This is a genomic window from Mesobacillus subterraneus, assembly GCF_023715485.1.
Taxonomy (GTDB): Bacteria; Bacillota; Bacilli; order Bacillales; family Cytobacillaceae; genus Mesobacillus; species Mesobacillus subterraneus_B.
In genome coordinates, this window is sequence record NZ_JAMBOF010000022.1 from 1 (window position 1) to 15,019 (window position 15,019).

22 protein-coding genes and 1 riboswitch are annotated in these 15,019 nt (G+C 40.9%); of the genes, 14 read left to right on the top strand and 8 right to left on the bottom strand.

Annotated elements, in window-relative coordinates:
• A partial coding sequence (locus M3204_RS21210; RefSeq protein WP_251487653.1) for a transposase occupies window positions 1–133 on the top strand: 133 nt, incomplete at its 5' end.
• A gap of 270 nt (window positions 134–403) precedes the next feature.
• On the opposite strand, the gene M3204_RS21215 is transcribed toward M3204_RS21210, so the two are convergent.
• Window positions 404–1,288, bottom strand: a complete 885-nt coding sequence (locus M3204_RS21215; RefSeq protein WP_251487469.1) for a MerR family transcriptional regulator — start codon at window positions 1,286–1,288, stop codon at window positions 404–406.
• Window positions 1,289–1,459: 171 nt separating this feature from the next.
• On the opposite strand from M3204_RS21215, the gene M3204_RS21220 reads away from it, so the two are divergent.
• The 6 genes from M3204_RS21220 to M3204_RS21245 all read left to right on the top strand — a co-directional run bounded on the left by M3204_RS21220 (window position 1,460) and on the right by M3204_RS21245 (window position 4,085).
• Complete coding sequence (locus tag M3204_RS21220) at window positions 1,460–1,657, top strand: DUF378 domain-containing protein (protein WP_023626156.1); 198 nt, start codon at window positions 1,460–1,462, stop codon at window positions 1,655–1,657.
• Between the two features lie 125 nt (window positions 1,658–1,782).
• Window positions 1,783–1,959, top strand: a complete 177-nt coding sequence (locus tag M3204_RS21225) for an SE1832 family protein (RefSeq protein ID WP_251487470.1) — start codon at window positions 1,783–1,785, stop codon at window positions 1,957–1,959.
• A 241-nt stretch (window positions 1,960–2,200) separates the two neighbouring features.
• Window positions 2,201–2,261: riboswitch (Fluoride riboswitch) on the top strand.
• A 51-nt stretch (window positions 2,262–2,312) separates the two neighbouring features.
• Window positions 2,313–2,699 carry a fluoride efflux transporter CrcB gene (gene crcB / locus M3204_RS21230; RefSeq protein ID WP_251487471.1) on the top strand — a complete coding sequence of 129 codons (387 nt, stop codon included), beginning with the start codon at window positions 2,313–2,315 and terminating at the stop codon, window positions 2,697–2,699.
• Window positions 2,692–3,054, top strand: a complete 363-nt coding sequence (crcB, locus tag M3204_RS21235; protein ID WP_251487656.1) for a fluoride efflux transporter CrcB — start codon at window positions 2,692–2,694, stop codon at window positions 3,052–3,054. Before crcB (M3204_RS21230) ends, crcB (M3204_RS21235) begins: the two co-directional genes overlap by 8 nt.
• Window positions 3,055–3,274: 220 nt before the next feature.
• Entirely contained in the window at window positions 3,275–3,583 is a 309-nt protein-coding gene (locus M3204_RS21240) for a hypothetical protein (protein WP_251487472.1), read from the top strand.
• A gap of 175 nt (window positions 3,584–3,758) precedes the next feature.
• The gene (locus M3204_RS21245; RefSeq protein WP_251487659.1) at window positions 3,759–4,085 is read left to right on the top strand and encodes a YnfA family protein; all 327 of its coding nucleotides are present in this window, start codon (window positions 3,759–3,761) and stop codon (window positions 4,083–4,085) included.
• Between the two features lie 536 nt (window positions 4,086–4,621).
• On the opposite strand, the gene M3204_RS21250 is transcribed toward M3204_RS21245, so the two are convergent.
• Window positions 4,622–5,152 (bottom strand): GNAT family N-acetyltransferase, encoded by a 531-nt coding sequence (locus tag M3204_RS21250; RefSeq protein ID WP_251487474.1) that lies wholly within the window; start codon window positions 5,150–5,152, stop codon window positions 4,622–4,624.
• Window positions 5,153–5,495: 343 nt separating this feature from the next.
• Here M3204_RS21250 and putP point away from each other — a divergent pair, with 343 nt between their 5' ends.
• Together putP and M3204_RS21260 are read left to right on the top strand one after the other, a co-directional pair.
• Window positions 5,496–6,965 carry a sodium/proline symporter PutP gene (gene putP / locus M3204_RS21255; RefSeq protein ID WP_251487477.1) on the top strand — a complete coding sequence of 490 codons (1,470 nt, stop codon included), beginning with the start codon at window positions 5,496–5,498 and terminating at the stop codon, window positions 6,963–6,965.
• A 197-nt stretch (window positions 6,966–7,162) separates the two neighbouring features.
• A complete protein-coding gene (locus M3204_RS21260) occupies window positions 7,163–7,723 on the top strand; it encodes an MEDS domain-containing protein (protein WP_251487485.1) in 561 nt (186 codons plus the stop codon).
• 81 nt (window positions 7,724–7,804) lie between these two features.
• Here M3204_RS21260 and M3204_RS21265 read toward each other — a convergent pair whose 3' ends face one another.
• Window positions 7,805–8,104 carry a hypothetical protein gene (locus M3204_RS21265; RefSeq protein ID WP_251487486.1) on the bottom strand — a complete coding sequence of 100 codons (300 nt, stop codon included), beginning with the start codon at window positions 8,102–8,104 and terminating at the stop codon, window positions 7,805–7,807.
• Between the two features lie 281 nt (window positions 8,105–8,385).
• Between M3204_RS21265 and M3204_RS21270 the strand changes: the two genes are divergently transcribed.
• Entirely contained in the window at window positions 8,386–8,901 is a 516-nt protein-coding gene (locus tag M3204_RS21270; RefSeq protein ID WP_251487662.1) for a DoxX family protein, read from the top strand.
• 93 nt (window positions 8,902–8,994) lie between these two features.
• Here the strand turns inward: M3204_RS21270 and M3204_RS21275 are convergent, their stop codons facing one another.
• The 3 genes from M3204_RS21275 to M3204_RS21285 are packed head-to-tail and all read right to left on the bottom strand — an operon-like array spanning window position 8,995 to window position 10,297.
• A complete protein-coding gene (locus M3204_RS21275) occupies window positions 8,995–9,462 on the bottom strand; it encodes an SRPBCC family protein (RefSeq protein WP_251487489.1) in 468 nt (155 codons plus the stop codon).
• 16 nt (window positions 9,463–9,478) lie between these two features.
• The gene (locus tag M3204_RS21280; protein WP_251487491.1) at window positions 9,479–9,901 is read right to left on the bottom strand and encodes a DUF1801 domain-containing protein; all 423 of its coding nucleotides are present in this window, start codon (window positions 9,899–9,901) and stop codon (window positions 9,479–9,481) included.
• A 24-nt stretch (window positions 9,902–9,925) separates the two neighbouring features.
• The gene (locus M3204_RS21285) at window positions 9,926–10,297 is read right to left on the bottom strand and encodes a VOC family protein (RefSeq protein WP_251487493.1); all 372 of its coding nucleotides are present in this window, start codon (window positions 10,295–10,297) and stop codon (window positions 9,926–9,928) included.
• Window positions 10,298–10,531: 234 nt separating this feature from the next.
• Here M3204_RS21285 and M3204_RS21290 point away from each other — a divergent pair, with 234 nt between their 5' ends.
• Window positions 10,532–11,047 (top strand): DoxX family protein, encoded by a 516-nt coding sequence (locus tag M3204_RS21290; protein ID WP_251487495.1) that lies wholly within the window; start codon window positions 10,532–10,534, stop codon window positions 11,045–11,047.
• Between the two features lie 65 nt (window positions 11,048–11,112).
• Here M3204_RS21290 and M3204_RS21295 read toward each other — a convergent pair whose 3' ends face one another.
• Entirely contained in the window at window positions 11,113–11,970 is an 858-nt protein-coding gene (locus tag M3204_RS21295) for a manganese catalase family protein (RefSeq protein WP_251487497.1), read from the bottom strand.
• Between the two features lie 269 nt (window positions 11,971–12,239).
• Between M3204_RS21295 and M3204_RS21300 the strand changes: the two genes are divergently transcribed.
• The 3 genes from M3204_RS21300 to M3204_RS21310 all read left to right on the top strand — a co-directional run bounded on the left by M3204_RS21300 (window position 12,240) and on the right by M3204_RS21310 (window position 14,285).
• The gene (locus tag M3204_RS21300; protein WP_251487499.1) at window positions 12,240–12,755 is read left to right on the top strand and encodes a DoxX family protein; all 516 of its coding nucleotides are present in this window, start codon (window positions 12,240–12,242) and stop codon (window positions 12,753–12,755) included.
• A gap of 177 nt (window positions 12,756–12,932) precedes the next feature.
• A complete protein-coding gene (locus M3204_RS21305; protein WP_251487501.1) occupies window positions 12,933–13,088 on the top strand; it encodes a DUF1540 domain-containing protein in 156 nt (51 codons plus the stop codon).
• A gap of 252 nt (window positions 13,089–13,340) precedes the next feature.
• A complete protein-coding gene (locus M3204_RS21310; RefSeq protein ID WP_251487504.1) occupies window positions 13,341–14,285 on the top strand; it encodes a GNAT family N-acetyltransferase in 945 nt (314 codons plus the stop codon).
• A 67-nt stretch (window positions 14,286–14,352) separates the two neighbouring features.
• Here M3204_RS21310 and M3204_RS21315 read toward each other — a convergent pair whose 3' ends face one another.
• Window positions 14,353–14,979 carry a hypothetical protein gene (locus M3204_RS21315; RefSeq protein ID WP_251487507.1) on the bottom strand — a complete coding sequence of 209 codons (627 nt, stop codon included), beginning with the start codon at window positions 14,977–14,979 and terminating at the stop codon, window positions 14,353–14,355.
• Window positions 14,980–15,019: the final 40 nt, after the last annotated feature.

Genomic DNA, 15,019 nt, shown 5'->3' on the forward strand with positions numbered 1-15,019 from the left:
GGTCCGTAGAAGAGAACAAGTAATTAGGATCTTTCCTAACACACAATCAGCTTTCAGATTGATCGGAGCTGTCCTGATGGATTACGCAGAGGAAGTTGGAAAACGAATCATCAAAGAAAAGGAAGAAAACTAAAGGTAAGAAGAAGTAGGTTCCGCGAAGCGAAATTTTTGATGTACTGGAAGGGGGGTACCCCCCTTCCAGTACATCAAAAATATATCAGCTGTATAACTTGATTTTCCTAAGGAATGATTTTACACATAATAGTGGGCTTGACTAAAAAGCGAGAGGACGGTCACACATATGGTGAATATGGGCCCGTCAAGCGAGGGAAATCAAGTAGACGGTCACAAAGCAAGGCTAAATTCTGCGCCAAATGCACAAGAAAAGACCTGACGGACAATGTCAGGCCTTTTTTCCGTACATAAAAGAGTCATACCATTCATCCCAATCAAATCCGAGCGAGTAGGAAACGGACTTTGACTCGAGCTTTGAACAATCATGAACGCAGCTGCCGCCAACAATGAATTTAAGAGATGGATTCGTTTCGAGACATGACTGAATCCAGCTTTCCACCTTTTTAACAGGGGCAGGATTAGTCATGGAAATCGCGACAACAGAAATGTTTTTCATTTTAATTAAGTCCGATAATCCTTCAAGAGGAGTATTCGGGCCTAGATAGATGACTTCGTTTCCTTTTTTCTTTAAAAATAAGCTGAAAATCATCAACCCGATTTGGTGATGCTCTCCTTCGGGACAGAATGCCATTACTTTCGGGAGTGCTGGGTTCACGGAGAGAATCCTCAAGAACTGGGTGCAGCGGTTAATGATGAATTGGGAAGAAAAATGTTCCTGGGCCACGCTGATAGAGCCATTCTCCCATTCATCCCCGACCTTATACAAAACCTTAACCAATATGTTGTGAAACACCTCTTCATAATCATACAAGGAAAAAGCGAGGTCAGCGATCCGGTTCGCTTCATAGGTATCAAGGTTAATTAGTGCAAGATAAAGCTGTTCCGTCAACTCTTCGTATTTATTAGTCTCAGGGGGAGGTGCGGCAGGAGCAGGAGCAACTTCCTGTAAAAGTCGGACTGCGTCACTGATTTTCATATTCTTTTCATGGACTTGTGTCTTGATCCACTTAAGAGTCTCTACATCTTTCTCGCTATATAAACGATGTCCGCCCTCGGTTCGGGTAGGGGTTACGACGTTGTATCGATTTTCCCAGGCCCTGATTGTAACCGCAGGGATATCCAATAGTTCAGAAACTTGCTTGATGCTATACAAAATGATCACCTCCACTCCTCATTATAGATAAGTTATACAAAAATTACACACGTAAAATCCTGTGAAATAGGGATTTTAATTTAATTATAAAAAGATTTGCTTATTTTGTATAGGTTTTGTATAATAAAACTCGAAAGGTTATACAAAAATTATACAATGGGTGGTGTCATAATGAAAACTTTGAATCTGGTATCATTAGTATTGCTTATTGTCGGCGGTTTAAATTGGCTTTTGGTCGGCTTGTTTGAGTGGGATCTAGTCGGTGGACTCTTCGGAGGCATGGACAGCCCGATCGCAAAAGTGGTCTATATCCTTGTAGGTCTTGCAGCGATCTACAGCATTACACTTTTATCGAAGGTAAATAAATAACCAAGAGAAAAGGCGTACAGATTTTTGAATCTGTGCGCCTTTTTATTATGAAAATGATCTGTTGAATTCATACCACAATATGTCTATTCTAAAGGAAGAAATCCTTTAAAGAGGAGCGGAAGAATATGAATAAGAATGAGATTGAATACAAGATCATGGAATTAAAGGACGAATACCTGCAGCTCCAGCATAACCTTGAAAAATTGGAGTCTGTGAAAGGCAACCTGCATCCGCTGGAAAAACGCCTGGCTGCGATCGAAGAGGAATTAAGTTCACTTAACCAGGTGCTGCGTGACTTGTAAGTTCAAAAGCCTATTCTTTTAAGAATATGGCTTTTTATTTTTGTCTCACCTGGAAGGTTTAACGCTCTTTATGTTTCTTGTCGACTAAACTCCTCTTTTCACAAGTTCAAACTTAATGCACCTGTTTTTGGGGCATTTGTTTGAATATTTTTGGGATTTGTATAGGCTGGCAGAACAGATAGGGTTTTCCCTCCTGTGGGAAAGGGTTCTTTATTTTAAAATGGAATTGTACTATTATTGGATAAAGATAGGTGATCGAGTTCACCTTTACCTGCCAAAAGGCTAATGACTCCTGTCAGTAATTTTAGCTGGCAGGAGTTTCTTTATTTCAGGTTTTAATCGGAGGCATAATCATGGCTTACCTTTGGATTGGTTTTGCAGGTTTTTTGGGGGCAATTTTAAGATACAGTATTAGCTTGTTTTTATTTCATGAAAGTGCAGTCTTCCCGTTTGCTACGCTAAGCGTCAATCTCATAGGCAGTTTTCTGCTAGCGTGGTTCATTACAGCTATTGTAAAAAGATTTTCGATTCCTGATCACTTAAAGGCTGCAATCGGAACAGGGTTTATTGGTTCCTTTACCACGTTTTCAACGTTAAGTGTAGAAACGGTCACACTGATTCAGAATCAGGATCTATTTTTAGCGTTTGTGTATGTATTCATTAGTATTGTCGGCGGCCTTATGATGAGCAGGCTGGGATACCGATTAGTAGAGGAGAAGCAAACCGATGAGCATGCTTAATGTATTATTAGTTGGGATTGGCGGATTTTTCGGGGCAATCTCCCGTTTTTCTGTCAGCCAATTCATTAATAGGCGTTTTTCTTACCGAATTCCAGTCGCGACACTTTTCATTAATTTACTCGGGTCTTTCCTTTTGGGCTTGTTGATTGGAATCGGAATTGGGGGTTCTGCTTTATTATTATTGGGTACTGGCTATATGGGGGCATTTACAACATTTTCAACCTTCAAACTGGAGGGAATTCAACTCCACATCGAAAAAAGAAAAAAGGATTTTTTCATTTACAACGCAGCCAGTTACGGTGGCGGAATCGCATTAGCATATATAGGGATTGAACTGGGGCACTTGTTTTTTTAGGCAAATTTGATTGGAGACTATGGCGCGAATCGCTAAATGATGAAAACTATTACATAGGTGACGAGCAAGGCTTTATCAGTATCGGTAATGAATGGCTGGTTATTTGGTTTGATGAGAAAGATAGAGTAACAGATTATGAGATAAAAGTGGATTAAGATTGGATTCAAGAACAATAGGGGGTTGCTTGTACTACAGGATATTATTGAAAGCGGGTGGCAGTTTGAAATCGTCTAAAATTGTTGAAGGAACAACCCAAGAAGGGATGAGTATAAGAAAACTTTTAAATATCATCGGCCTATTCATCTTCGGCGGGTCCGCTTTAACAAGTGTAACCACTCCAATCCCTTCGGATAAAATAAAAGGTTTTATTCTGTTTACGGTTGGAAGTGCTTCTAGCTATTACTTGTTAGTGAATATCTATTTCACTGGACGTAGAGGCAGGTTGATTTTTTTTACAATACTTATCCTTTTAGGTGCTTTTAGTTTATTGATGGCATATTATCTTGCAACCCATTCAGTAGCGCACTAGGTCGTATTCTGAAGCGGTGGAGGATATAATGAAGAAAAATTCGCCAATCTGCAGGTCACATATAATCTTTGTCATTCCTGCCGTCATGCCTTGAGAATTGCAAAACGTGGCCGGTTAACTCAATGTGAATAATTATAATTTGCTTTATACCATACTGTTTTAGGAAGTGATTGGAATCCTTTATGCAATTGTTTTGTTTATATTTGCAGGATTAGCTGAAATTGGTGGAGGTTATTTGATTTGGCTATGGCTTAGAGAAGGTAAGCCATATTATTGGGGAATAGCTGGAGGTGTAGCCTTAGCTCTGTACGGTGTTATTGCGACATTCCAAACTTTCCCATCATTCGGAAGAGTTTATGCGGCTTACGGAGGAGTGTTCATAGTCCTATCTGTTTTATGGGGCTGGGGAATTGATAAAAAAACACCTGATTTTTACGATTGGGTAGGTGCAGGAATATGTTTAATAGGTGTTTCGGTGATGTTATTTGCACCACGTCAATGAAAAGAGGATCCTAAATGGTGTCTCCAGGAGCAAACAAACACGCTAAATACTATGACGCTGAACCTTACTGTAAAAAAGTAAAGGGTACGTCCCTCTGCATCCTAACGGGCAAGTTAGTTAAGGAAATCATGAATAATATAAGCAAAGATAAAATATATAAAGAATAAAAGTATAAGGATAACTTTTGTTATTTTCTAATATGGAACTATAAGGTGCTGATCTTTTGTATAGAAATAAAAATTTGAATTTAATCATTTTTTTGCTTTTCTGTTTGCTTATAGTTCTTATTGTTCATGTTATTCTTCATATAAAGATTTATTTAGTATACAGTGCAAGCCTTGGTTCTGTATTCATGATAGGACTAATCATTTTTCTAATTGTATTACTCTATTTAAAAGGATAAAAACTAAGTTCCGAAACAATTGTCTGTTCAGTTAAGTGTGAAGTCTTAGTCGTCAGGAAACATGCAGAAAAATAATATAATTCAATGTCCAACTAAATGAAAAACCCCTGAATTCAGGGGTTTTTGCTATGTATTAGTTATTCCTCAGCACCGTAATGAACCCATCAAGAATCTGGTGGCTGACTTTAAAGCCTTTCCTCTGGTAAAAATTCAACGCGGCATCGTTCCCGTTGGATACATAGATGAACCGGTCATCAATGTCCTTAAAAGAGTCCAGCCATTCCATTGATTTTTCATAAAGTACAGAGCCAATGCCGAGGTTGCGGTATCCATCCTTTATGTAAAACTGTGATAAGCAGCCAACGTCATCGCCTTTTACCGAATTGAGGTCGAAAAAAGTAGCGAATTCATTGGAATAGACTTCTTTCGGTGAGACATTGCTGTACACATAGCCAACAATTTCATCGCCATCCATAGCAGCCACGATAAAATTCGCCCTAGCATTTTTAACAGAAGGAATCATCCTTGTTTCAAAACTCATACTGTCGAAACGCTCAGGGGCAATAGTGGCTAAGGACTTTTGATAAGCCATCAGTTCGTTACAAAGATCTTTCACCATGCTGATATTTTCCTCTGATACGATTTCATAATGGATTTTCGTCATTGAAAGCCTCCTTTCTAAAAGGGAAATATAGTTGATTATACCGCAAAAATAAAAAACTGAATATTGACAATATAATTACTTCGGTAAATTTTGAAAACGCCTTCATTCCTTTCAGATTGGTCACGACGCGGATTTTGCCAACTCGTTATATCATGTAACATCCTTGAAACAATGTGGAATGTTTGTTAGGTTAAGTAACCGTAAGCCCCATGAGGGCAGGAAAAACTTGGACGGCATAATTAACATATGAATTTCTGCGTGGTTCGGCCGAATTTTAGTCGCCTGTGTACAAAGACCACTATGTTAATTATTTCGTTTAGGGAAAACGAAAAGGAGAGATTTGGTGACTTTTGAAGTATTTATTTCTTTAGGTATTTATTTTATCGCGATGATCCTGATTGGATTGTATGCATACCGTAAAACATCTGATCTATCAGATTATATGCTTGGCGGACGTGGTCTTGGTCCATCGGTAACAGCCCTGTCTGCAGGTGCATCTGACATGAGTGGCTGGATGCTGATGGGATTGCCGGGTGCGATGTACACAACTGGACTTTCGAGTGCTTGGCTGGCAATTGGATTATCGATTGGTGCTTATTTGAACTACCTCATTATAGCGCCAAGACTTCGGACGTATACGGAGCTGGCGAATGATTCAATCACAATCCCCGATTTTCTTGAAAATCGCTTTTCAGATGGAACAAAAATTCTTCGTTCCGTTTCAGCAATCGTTATTATTGTGTTCTTTACGCTATACACATCAGCGGGTCTAGTTTCTGGCGGAACGTTATTTGAATCAGCATTTGGGCTCGATTATCGCTGGGGCTTGTTCCTTACAGCCGGTGTAGTCATTGTCTATACATTATTCGGCGGGTTCCTTGCCGTAAGTTTGACTGACTTTGTCCAGGGTGTAATCATGTTCATTGCCCTTGTTTTAGTTCCGGTCGTTGCTTTTACGAATCTTGGCGGACCAGCAAACGTAATGGACACGGTAAGTGCAATCGATCCGACGATGATGGATCTGTTTAAAGGAACGACGTTCATCGGCATCATGTCCTTATTGGCATGGGGACTTGGCTATTTCGGGCAGCCGCACATCATCGTCCGCTTTATGGCGATTAAATCCGTCGAAGAGCTTAAGCCTGCACGTCGAATCGCGATGGGCTGGATGATCGTTTCGATTATTGGCGCTCTGGCAGTCGGACTTGTCGGTATTGCCTTTGTTTCAGTGAACAATGTAACACTTGAAAATCCAGAAACAGTGTTCATCATGTTCGCGAATATTCTCTTTAATCCTTATATTACTGGATTCTTGCTCGCTGCCATTTTAGCTGCGATCATGAGTACAATTTCTTCACAATTGCTCGTCACATCCAGTGCGTTGACGGAGGATTTTTACAAAGCATTCTTCCGCCGCGAAGCATCGGATAAAGAGTTAGTATTCGTTGGCCGCGCAGCCGTATTGCTTGTTGCGCTAGTCGGAATCGCGCTTTCGTACACACCAAATGATACAATTCTTTCATTGGTAGGTAACGCATGGGCAGGATTCGGTGCCGCATTCGGACCAGTCATGATTCTGAGCCTGTACTGGAAGCAGATGAACCGCTGGGGTGCACTTGCCGGTATCATCGTCGGTGCGCTCACTGTCATCATTTGGATCAGCATCCCAGGATTATCAAAATTCATGTACGAGATGATCCCAGGATTCTTCTTGAGCCTGATTGCAGTCCTTGTTGTAAGTAAAATCACAACCGGACCAGGTAAAGCAGTAAAAGAAGAATTTAAGGAAATGGAAGACATCATGGCTGAATAAATAGAATGCAAACAGGCTGCTGGATTACCAAGCAGCCTGTTTTTTTACCAGGAAGTATGTGGACGGTTCTCATGCTTCTAAACCATCAAATATTCAATTGTATCGAAAAAATTACCATTGTTTACCAAATAAAAGATAGCTATATTGCTTAAAATACTAGTAAAATGGAAGTAATGCAGGAAAGAAGGGGTGATCACTTGAAAAATAAAATGAACGAGTTATTTGAACTTGAAAGAAGTGTTCATGTTCTATATTCCTATGAAGGAATGCAGAATTACATTGAACAGGCGGTCAGTTTTATCCATGATGGTATTCTCGCTGGGGATTACGTTATTTTTATTGAAAATGATCGTATATATATGAGCATTCACGCTGAACTGAGCAAACGGTTAACAGAAAGCCAAATGAAATTTGTTCACAGAGTAAACAACTTCGATTTTTATTACTCAAGTGGCAGTTATCATCCACCTGCCATCACTGAATACTTTGAGAAAACGGTGCAGCCATACGTGGGAAATAAAAGGTCTTTCAGATCATGGGCACATGTGGAGTGGGCCTCTATGAAAGATCCGCTGCATATCATTAAAGATTTTGAGAAGGTAGTAGACAAAGCTGTCAATCAATTATCGTTTCCGTTAATTTGTGCATACGAAGGAGCCAAAATGCCAGATCACCTCAAAACGATTTTGATGGAAACACATCCTTATGTTCTTACGCAAGATGGTTTCATCGTCTCTGAACAATATCAGGAAGCATAAGGACGGTTCTATACTATAAAAAAGGAAGGCCTTCTGTGTATTTATACAGAACAGCCTTCCTTTTCTCATACAGCTTTGATTTTACAGCTTTGATACATAGTTGCTTTTCGTATTCGATTCCTTCTCCAGTTCTTCCAATTGCATCTGCGGAAAACAATTGGTGATCTGATATTCTGAATCAGGCTGGGTAAGACCTTTCACTGCCGGATCGACATCCGCATCGACACTTTCCATCTGGTCAGTTTTCTTGCTGTTCCTCATATCCGTATCCTCAAGAAACTTAACAGCTGCTTTCTGGCTCTTCCGATAAACAGCGGTGAGCAAAGCGGCACCTCCTGAAAGCAATGAGACATAGAGCAATTTCTTTTGAGACTTTTTCATCGTTTTCCTCCTTTCCAAATTTAACTTCTCTTACCTCTGTAATTCCCGTTTATTAGGGTTTTAAAAGTCACAGTTATTTTCTGTGCGTTTTTTATGAGAACCAACAAACAACCAATATACCTATATAGGTATTAAATTACATAAAAGGGAAACCTTTGCCATAATTCGTTCATATCATTTCGACGGATTTGTGAATTGATCTTGAGAATCCACTATTTTCACGGTGGATTTGATATTTTATAAGTGTAGTAATAATAATTCATTTTTGGAGAGTGAAGATGATGATGGCGAAATGGTTAAGGGAAAACAATATTGCTGCTGGCCTGTTGACTGTGATTAGGGTTTGGCTTGGATACAACTGGATGACTGCTGGATGGGGCAAGCTGACTGGTGAAGGATTCGACGCCTCTGGGTATTTGAAAAATGCCGTTGCGAATCCGGTTAAGGGTCCAGACGGAAACATGGTGTATGGGTGGTACGTGAGCTTCCTTGAAAACTTTGCAATCCCGAACGTCGATCTCTTCAACTTCATTGTTCCGCTTGGTGAATTCCTGGTAGGTCTTGGTTTGATCCTAGGCACACTGACAACTGCTGCAATGTTCTTCGGCCTAGTGATGAACTTCAGTTTCTTCTTAGCTGGAACTGTATCTCATAACCCAACTGACATCTTCTTCGGCTTCATCATCCTGTTCGCTGGCTACAACGCAGGCAAATATGGCTTGGACCGCTGGATCGTACCATTCCTTCGCAAAAATGTTTTCAAGCGCGGAGAAGAATCTGCACATAAAGCTGCTTAACCTTAGTTAAATCCCCCTTTAATATAAATTGGCTGCCGAGTTTTCTCGGCAGCCATTTTTTCGATGATTGAGGTACGATACTGTCCTCGTGCTTCAACGATTTTCGATCATCTTCTGGTCAAGATAATTCAGAATCATTTCCCATGCCGAGTCATGCCGGCTTTTGGATTCTTCATCGGGAAATCCTTTGTGCGTGAGGCTTAAAAGGGTTCCATTCTGTTTGGGTTCAAGCTCGATTGTCACGACTGTTTCAGCGCCTTTTGTTCCGGAAGCTCCGGTTAACCATGTGAATTCAATCAAGCGTTCTGGCATTAACCGAAGGAACCTTCCGTAATGAGGGTGACGCTGCTCCACGCTGTCTTCAGCGGCTTTGAAGACGGTCTCAAAGAAAAAGACTGAATTGACCTCTGCCTTCATCATCAGTGTTCCGGGTGCCGCAAACCACTCGTCGAATTTCTCGGTCCATGCTTTATAAAGGACATCCGGTGCTGACTCCATTAAACGTTCAACCGTGAAGCCAAGCGGTCTTGTTGAAAGGTCAGGTATTGTTATAGGTTCCATCGCAGGTTCTCCTATTCTACTTGTTAGGATAAAGTTCCTGTAAAAATTTCACGGATTGGTTGATTAATGCTTTTAGGACATCAACATCTATATCCGCCACTTTATTTATGTACACACAGGCTTTTCCCGATGTATGTTTGCCAAACTCCTGTAACAATGTTTCTCTTTCCGTGTCCCCAGTAGCAAAATACAAACTGATCTTCGCTTTCCGAGGGGAGAAGCCAACGAGTGGCGCATCGCCTTCGTGACCGGTGTCATACTTATAATGATAGGAACCAAATCCGATAATGCTCGGTCCCCACATCTTCGCTGGATAACCAGTTGTTTCTGTAAAAATATCCAATAACCGGTACGCATCCTCGCGCTTTTTCGGGCTGTCGACAGCTTCGATGAACTCAATGACACTATTATCATTTTCTTTTGTTTTCAGTTCGTACATATCTAGGATTCTCCATTCGTTTTTTTATCTATGTTGGTCAAATAGGATCTGATTGCCGTCGGGGTCTTCAATCGTAAAATGGGCTGGTCCTTCACCTGATTCATCTGCTTCAGTCAGGAACTTTATTCCGTCAGCTTTAAGCTGTTTTTGAAGTTCCCGAACATCCGTGAAGCTTTCCAGATTTTCGGCATTTTGGTTCCATCCTGGATTGAAGGTGAGTATATTCTTTTCAAACATCCCCTGGAACAGTCCGATAATGCAATTTTCATTCTTCATGATCAGCCAATTTTGAGTAATGTCTCCACCCAGGGCTTGAAATCCCAGATTTTCGTAAAAAGATTTTGAAGCTGCAATGTCTTTAACCGTTAGGCTTACTGAAAATGCACCAAGTTTCATATTTTCTACCACCTTTTATAGATTGAAGATTCTGATATTTACTTTATACCTAGTATAGACAAGCGTTTTGAAATTTACAATGGACGCAGTGTTTTAGTAAAAGAACCCCTTGCCATAATTCGTTCAAAACATTTCAACAGAATTGTGAATTCATTCACAAAAAACCCTATTATCAAGATATATTTGTTATCTTATAAGTGTACTAATACTAATTAACTTAATGGAGTGAGGAAAATGTTTGCAAAGTGGTTAAGAGAAAACAATATTGCTGCTGGCCTGTTGACTGTCATTAGGGTTTGGCTAGGATATAATTGGATGACTGCTGGATGGGGTAAATTGACTGGCCCTGGCTTTGACGCTTCTGGCTATTTGAAAAATGCCGTTGCCAATCCGGTTAAGGGTCCGGACGGAAACATGGTGTACGGATGGTACGTGAGCTTCCTTGAAAACATCGCGATTCCGAACGTCGACCTTTTCAACTTTATCGTTCCACTTGGTGAGTTCTTGATCGGTCTTGGTTTGATCCTTGGTGCACTGACAACTGCTGCGATGTTCTTCGGCTTAGTGATGAACTTCAGTTTCTTCCTTGCCGGAACTGTATCTCATAACCCTACTGACATCTTCTTCGGCTTTATTATCCTGTTCGCTGGCTACAACGCAGGTAAATACGGATTAGACCGCTGGGTAGTGCCATTCCTTCGCAAAAATGTTTTGAAACGCGGAGAAGAAGCCGCACGCAACGCTGCATAACCTTAGTTAAATCCCCCTTTAATATAAAATGGCTGCCGGGAAATCCCGACAGCCTTTTTTCTGTTTTAATTATTAAGATCGAAGAGACCGGGAGCATGCTCATTAGGCATATCAGGCATTTCCGGAACCGGATAACCTTTAGGCGGCTCAATGACAGATAAGTCGCCGCCATTCCTGCTTGGAGTGGTCCCCTGAAAGACCTCACCGATTCTAGTATCATCCAGCCGGAAATTAAATTGGGCATTATGGAAGCCCATTTCTACATATTTGCGGCACTCTGGGTATTTGTTCAAATCATAATTGGGAATAGGGAATATTTTTCCCCAATCAACACCTAATGTTTCTAAAGCCTTAGCAAATGCATTTTGGTGGGCATTATCACGAACGATCAGGAAAGCGATTGTTTCCCTTAACGTTTTATTGGAACTCATCTCGTAAATCCTTGACTTCTGAAGAACACCGGTGGACTCCAGTACCACGTTATTGAGCAGGTTAGCAACCAGGTTTCCATGGTCGTAGACCCAGGATCCATTCCATGGGTTGCCGCCTGCATCGACCGGAAGGGATGCCTTTGCTCCGATAATATAATGGTGAGGATTTGCACCAGATGCAATGACGTCATCCAATGGAGCGCCATCAGAAGCCTGATTGCCAGGCATGTCTCCACCTGAATCATTTAAAAGCTGGTTAATTGTCGATTGTACGAGTTCCACATGGCTCAGTTCTTCCAAAAATATGCCTCTGATCAGGTCGCGATATTGTTTCGCCTTTCCTCTGAAATTGGCACTTTGAAACGAGAATTGCATCAGGGTCCTCATTTCTCCAAATTGGCCGCCAAGCGCTTCCTGGAGGACTTTTGCAGCATGGGGGTCTGGTTTATCAGGGACAATCATATTGATTAAGTCTTCTTTATAAAAATACATTTCATCATCCGCCTTTTTAAAAATTCTTATATATGTTGCCAATCAAAAAGAGCAATTATTCAATGGGATATAGATGAATCAAAGAGTCAGATTCCTTTTTAAAAAAATAGGGAAGACAAAGTACATATAACAAAAAGAAATCGTATGCCATAATTCGTTCAAAACATTTCAACAGAATTGTGAATTCATTCACAAAAAACCCTATTATCAAGATATATTTGTTATCTTATAAGTGTACTAATACTAATTAACTTATTGGAGTGAGGAAAATGTTTGCAAAGTGGTTAAGAGAAAACAATATTGCTGCTGGCCTATTGACTGTCATTAGGGTATGGCTTGGATACAACTGGATGACTGCTGGATGGGGTAAATTGACTGGCCCTGGCTTTGACGCTTCTGGCTATCTGAAAAATGCCGTTGCCAATCCGGTTAAGGGTCCGGACGGAAACATGGTGTACGGATGGTACGTGAGTTTCCTTGAAAACATCGCGATTCCGAACGTCGACCTTTTCAACTTTATCGTTCCACTTGGTGAATTCTTGATCGGTCTTGGTTTGATCCTTGGTGCACTGACAACTGCTGCGATGTTCTTCGGCCTAGTGATGAACTTCAGTTTCTTCCTTGCCGGAACTGTATCTCATAACCCAACTGACATCTTCTTCGGCTTCATCATCCTGTTCGCTGGCTACAACGCAGGTAAATACGGCTTAGACCGCTGGGTCGTGCCATTCCTTCGTAAAAATATCTTGAAACGCGGAGAAGAAACCGCACGCAACGCTGCTTAACCTTAGTTAAATCCCCCTTTAATATATATTGGCTGCTGAGTAATCCTCAGCAGCTTATTTTTTTCGGGGAACATCCATTTCAGAAAATTAAACTAACAAATATAAGCAATGGAATTACCGATTATCCCACTGTCAAACCGGGTAACTATTAACATAACCAATAAGGAGGTGGCATCCATGAAGATTGAAGTAAAGTGCAATGTAGAAAACTGCAAGTACTGGGCGGAAGGCGATGAATGTGTTGCTGACTCCATATTTGTCATTGGTGAACACGGCAGAACGGCTGATAATGAAAAAGAAACAGCATGTAAAACATTTGAAAAACGAGAATAGAAAAAATAAGGGCGGCGTGAAGCCGTTCTCATACATAAGCCTAAAGTCTTTTCCTCGGGGAAAGGCTTTTTATTTTGGCAAAATCTATATTTCACTAGTTCTCTAGCTTCTTAATCAAACGTTTGATTAAGAAACTTGTGATCGGTTCACTTTGGATAACTGAAAAAATCTATCCATTTATTTTCTATTCATCATGGATTCTATCGAATATAATCGAACTAATAAGATTTTTCAAAAATGGAGGTGGATTCAATGAAAACCATACAGAATCCATGGATTAAGCTTAAAGAATATATTGTTGCCGAGGACTATGATTTAATCAATCAACTCCAGGAGCGATGTATCGAAGTTGATGGGACTGCGCTAAAACTGGAGCTTGATTATAAAATCGGTGTCAGACCGGAAAAGAATGCCGGTGTTCAAAACATCAATGAATTTATGTATTTTGACGGGGAGCAGCTGATTGGCTATGTAGGGATTTGCAGTTTTGGCGGACCGTGGGAAGTGAATGGCATTGTCGATCCAGATTACAGGCGCCAAGGTGTGTTCACAAAATTATTTGAACAAGTCCTTGCAGAATGGAAACGCAGAGATTCAGGCAGTATGCTGCTGCTTAGTGACCGCAAATCGGAATCTGGTCAGAAATTCATAGCTGGAACAGGGGCGCAGTACAAGCATTCAGAGTATGAAATGTATTTGAAAGCAGATGCGCCAATCGCAACTCAGGACCAATTTTCAGGCATCACTTACAGAAAAGCAACGAATGCAGACGCAAAGGAAATCTCTCGGCAAAATGCAATTTATTTTGACGACGAATACAATGAAAATGACTTTGAAGAAACCGAGCAAGATAACCAAGAAGTTATCGATCACACGGAGGAAATGATTCTTCCTGAAGAAGAAGAAAAGCGCGGGATGACGAGTTACCTCGTTGAAAAAGACGGGCAAATCATCGGAAAAGTTAACCTCCAGCTAACCTCCAAGCTAGGTGCGATCTTTGGACTTGGCGTATTGCCCGAGCACCGCCGCAAAGGGTATGGAAGAGCGCTTCTCCTGATGGCAATCGAAAAGCTGAAAGAAGCGAATGCACAGGAAATCATGCTGCAAGTAGCGGCTGAAAACTCTAACGCACTCAACCTTTATAAGTCATGCGGCTTTGTGGAGACATCCACGATGGATTACTTTGAATTGAAATAGGAGAATGGCAGATCCACCTCGACTTACTGAGGTGGATTTTTCTATTGCTCTGGATTAGAACCATACGTTAATTTGCCATCTCAATCCCTACCAGATATTTTGATTTTGGGAGATAATGGATCTTATATTCTTCACCGATCACTAGTTCGACCTCAAAAATGGTCTGGGTGGTAAAGGTTTCTCCTTCGTCCGATGTATAGAGATACTCGGTTGGCGCGCTGTACCTCCCTATATCCCTATCAACCTCATAACTCTCCAGCACAATGACTTCTTCTTCTGCACCTTGGCCAACATAGGTAATCGCGTCCGATACATAGTTCACCCAATAGGGTCCACCTAAAAAACCATAGGCCAGGCTAAGGGAGAGAACGGTGAGGAGAGTAACAGGGAGAATCGCTCCTTTAGGGTCAAATGCTTTTTTAGATAAAATCATGTAGGTACTGCCAATCGCAACAAATAAGCCAAAAAGCAAACAAACAATACCCCAAATGCCTATAAGAAAGACTTCTCTAAAGAAAATGAGGATGAACGGACCGTTCCCCTGATCCCAATAAGAAAAAAAATCTAACTTCATGACAATAGGAGAGATCATAAAAGCCAACAGGATGATCATCGATACCCAAAAAGCAGGAGGTAATCCGCTTCTTTTCTTCTTGGCTGTTTCTTTCGGTTTTACACGATTCTTTTTTCCCATAGTTCGCTCCTTAAATGTGTTAGCTTTTATACGGGGAACG

Coding starts and splice junctions, on each gene's coding strand:
- crcB (WP_251487471.1), top strand. CDS start 2,313: ATGGCTTACCTTTGGATTGGTTTTGCAGGTTTTTTGGGGGCAATTTTA.
- M3204_RS21220 (WP_023626156.1), top strand. CDS start 1,460: ATGAAAACTTTGAATCTGGTATCATTAGTATTGCTTATTGTCGGCGGT.
- M3204_RS21285 (WP_251487493.1), bottom strand. CDS start 10,297: ATGAAACTTGGTGCATTTTCAGTAAGCCTAACGGTTAAAGACATTGCA.
- M3204_RS21280 (WP_251487491.1), bottom strand. CDS start 9,901: ATGTACGAACTGAAAACAAAAGAAAATGATAATAGTGTCATTGAGTTC.
- M3204_RS21300 (WP_251487499.1), top strand. CDS start 12,240: ATGTTTGCAAAGTGGTTAAGAGAAAACAATATTGCTGCTGGCCTATTG.
- M3204_RS21270 (WP_251487662.1), top strand. CDS start 8,386: ATGATGGCGAAATGGTTAAGGGAAAACAATATTGCTGCTGGCCTGTTG.
- M3204_RS21310 (WP_251487504.1), top strand. CDS start 13,341: ATGAAAACCATACAGAATCCATGGATTAAGCTTAAAGAATATATTGTT.
- M3204_RS21275 (WP_251487489.1), bottom strand. CDS start 9,462: ATGGAACCTATAACAATACCTGACCTTTCAACAAGACCGCTTGGCTTC.
- M3204_RS21290 (WP_251487495.1), top strand. CDS start 10,532: ATGTTTGCAAAGTGGTTAAGAGAAAACAATATTGCTGCTGGCCTGTTG.
- crcB (WP_251487656.1), top strand. CDS start 2,692: ATGCTTAATGTATTATTAGTTGGGATTGGCGGATTTTTCGGGGCAATC.
- M3204_RS21250 (WP_251487474.1), bottom strand. CDS start 5,152: ATGACGAAAATCCATTATGAAATCGTATCAGAGGAAAATATCAGCATG.
- M3204_RS21295 (WP_251487497.1), bottom strand. CDS start 11,970: ATGTATTTTTATAAAGAAGACTTAATCAATATGATTGTCCCTGATAAA.
- M3204_RS21305 (WP_251487501.1), top strand. CDS start 12,933: ATGAAGATTGAAGTAAAGTGCAATGTAGAAAACTGCAAGTACTGGGCG.
- M3204_RS21225 (WP_251487470.1), top strand. CDS start 1,783: ATGAATAAGAATGAGATTGAATACAAGATCATGGAATTAAAGGACGAA.
- M3204_RS21315 (WP_251487507.1), bottom strand. CDS start 14,979: ATGGGAAAAAAGAATCGTGTAAAACCGAAAGAAACAGCCAAGAAGAAA.
- M3204_RS21265 (WP_251487486.1), bottom strand. CDS start 8,104: ATGAAAAAGTCTCAAAAGAAATTGCTCTATGTCTCATTGCTTTCAGGA.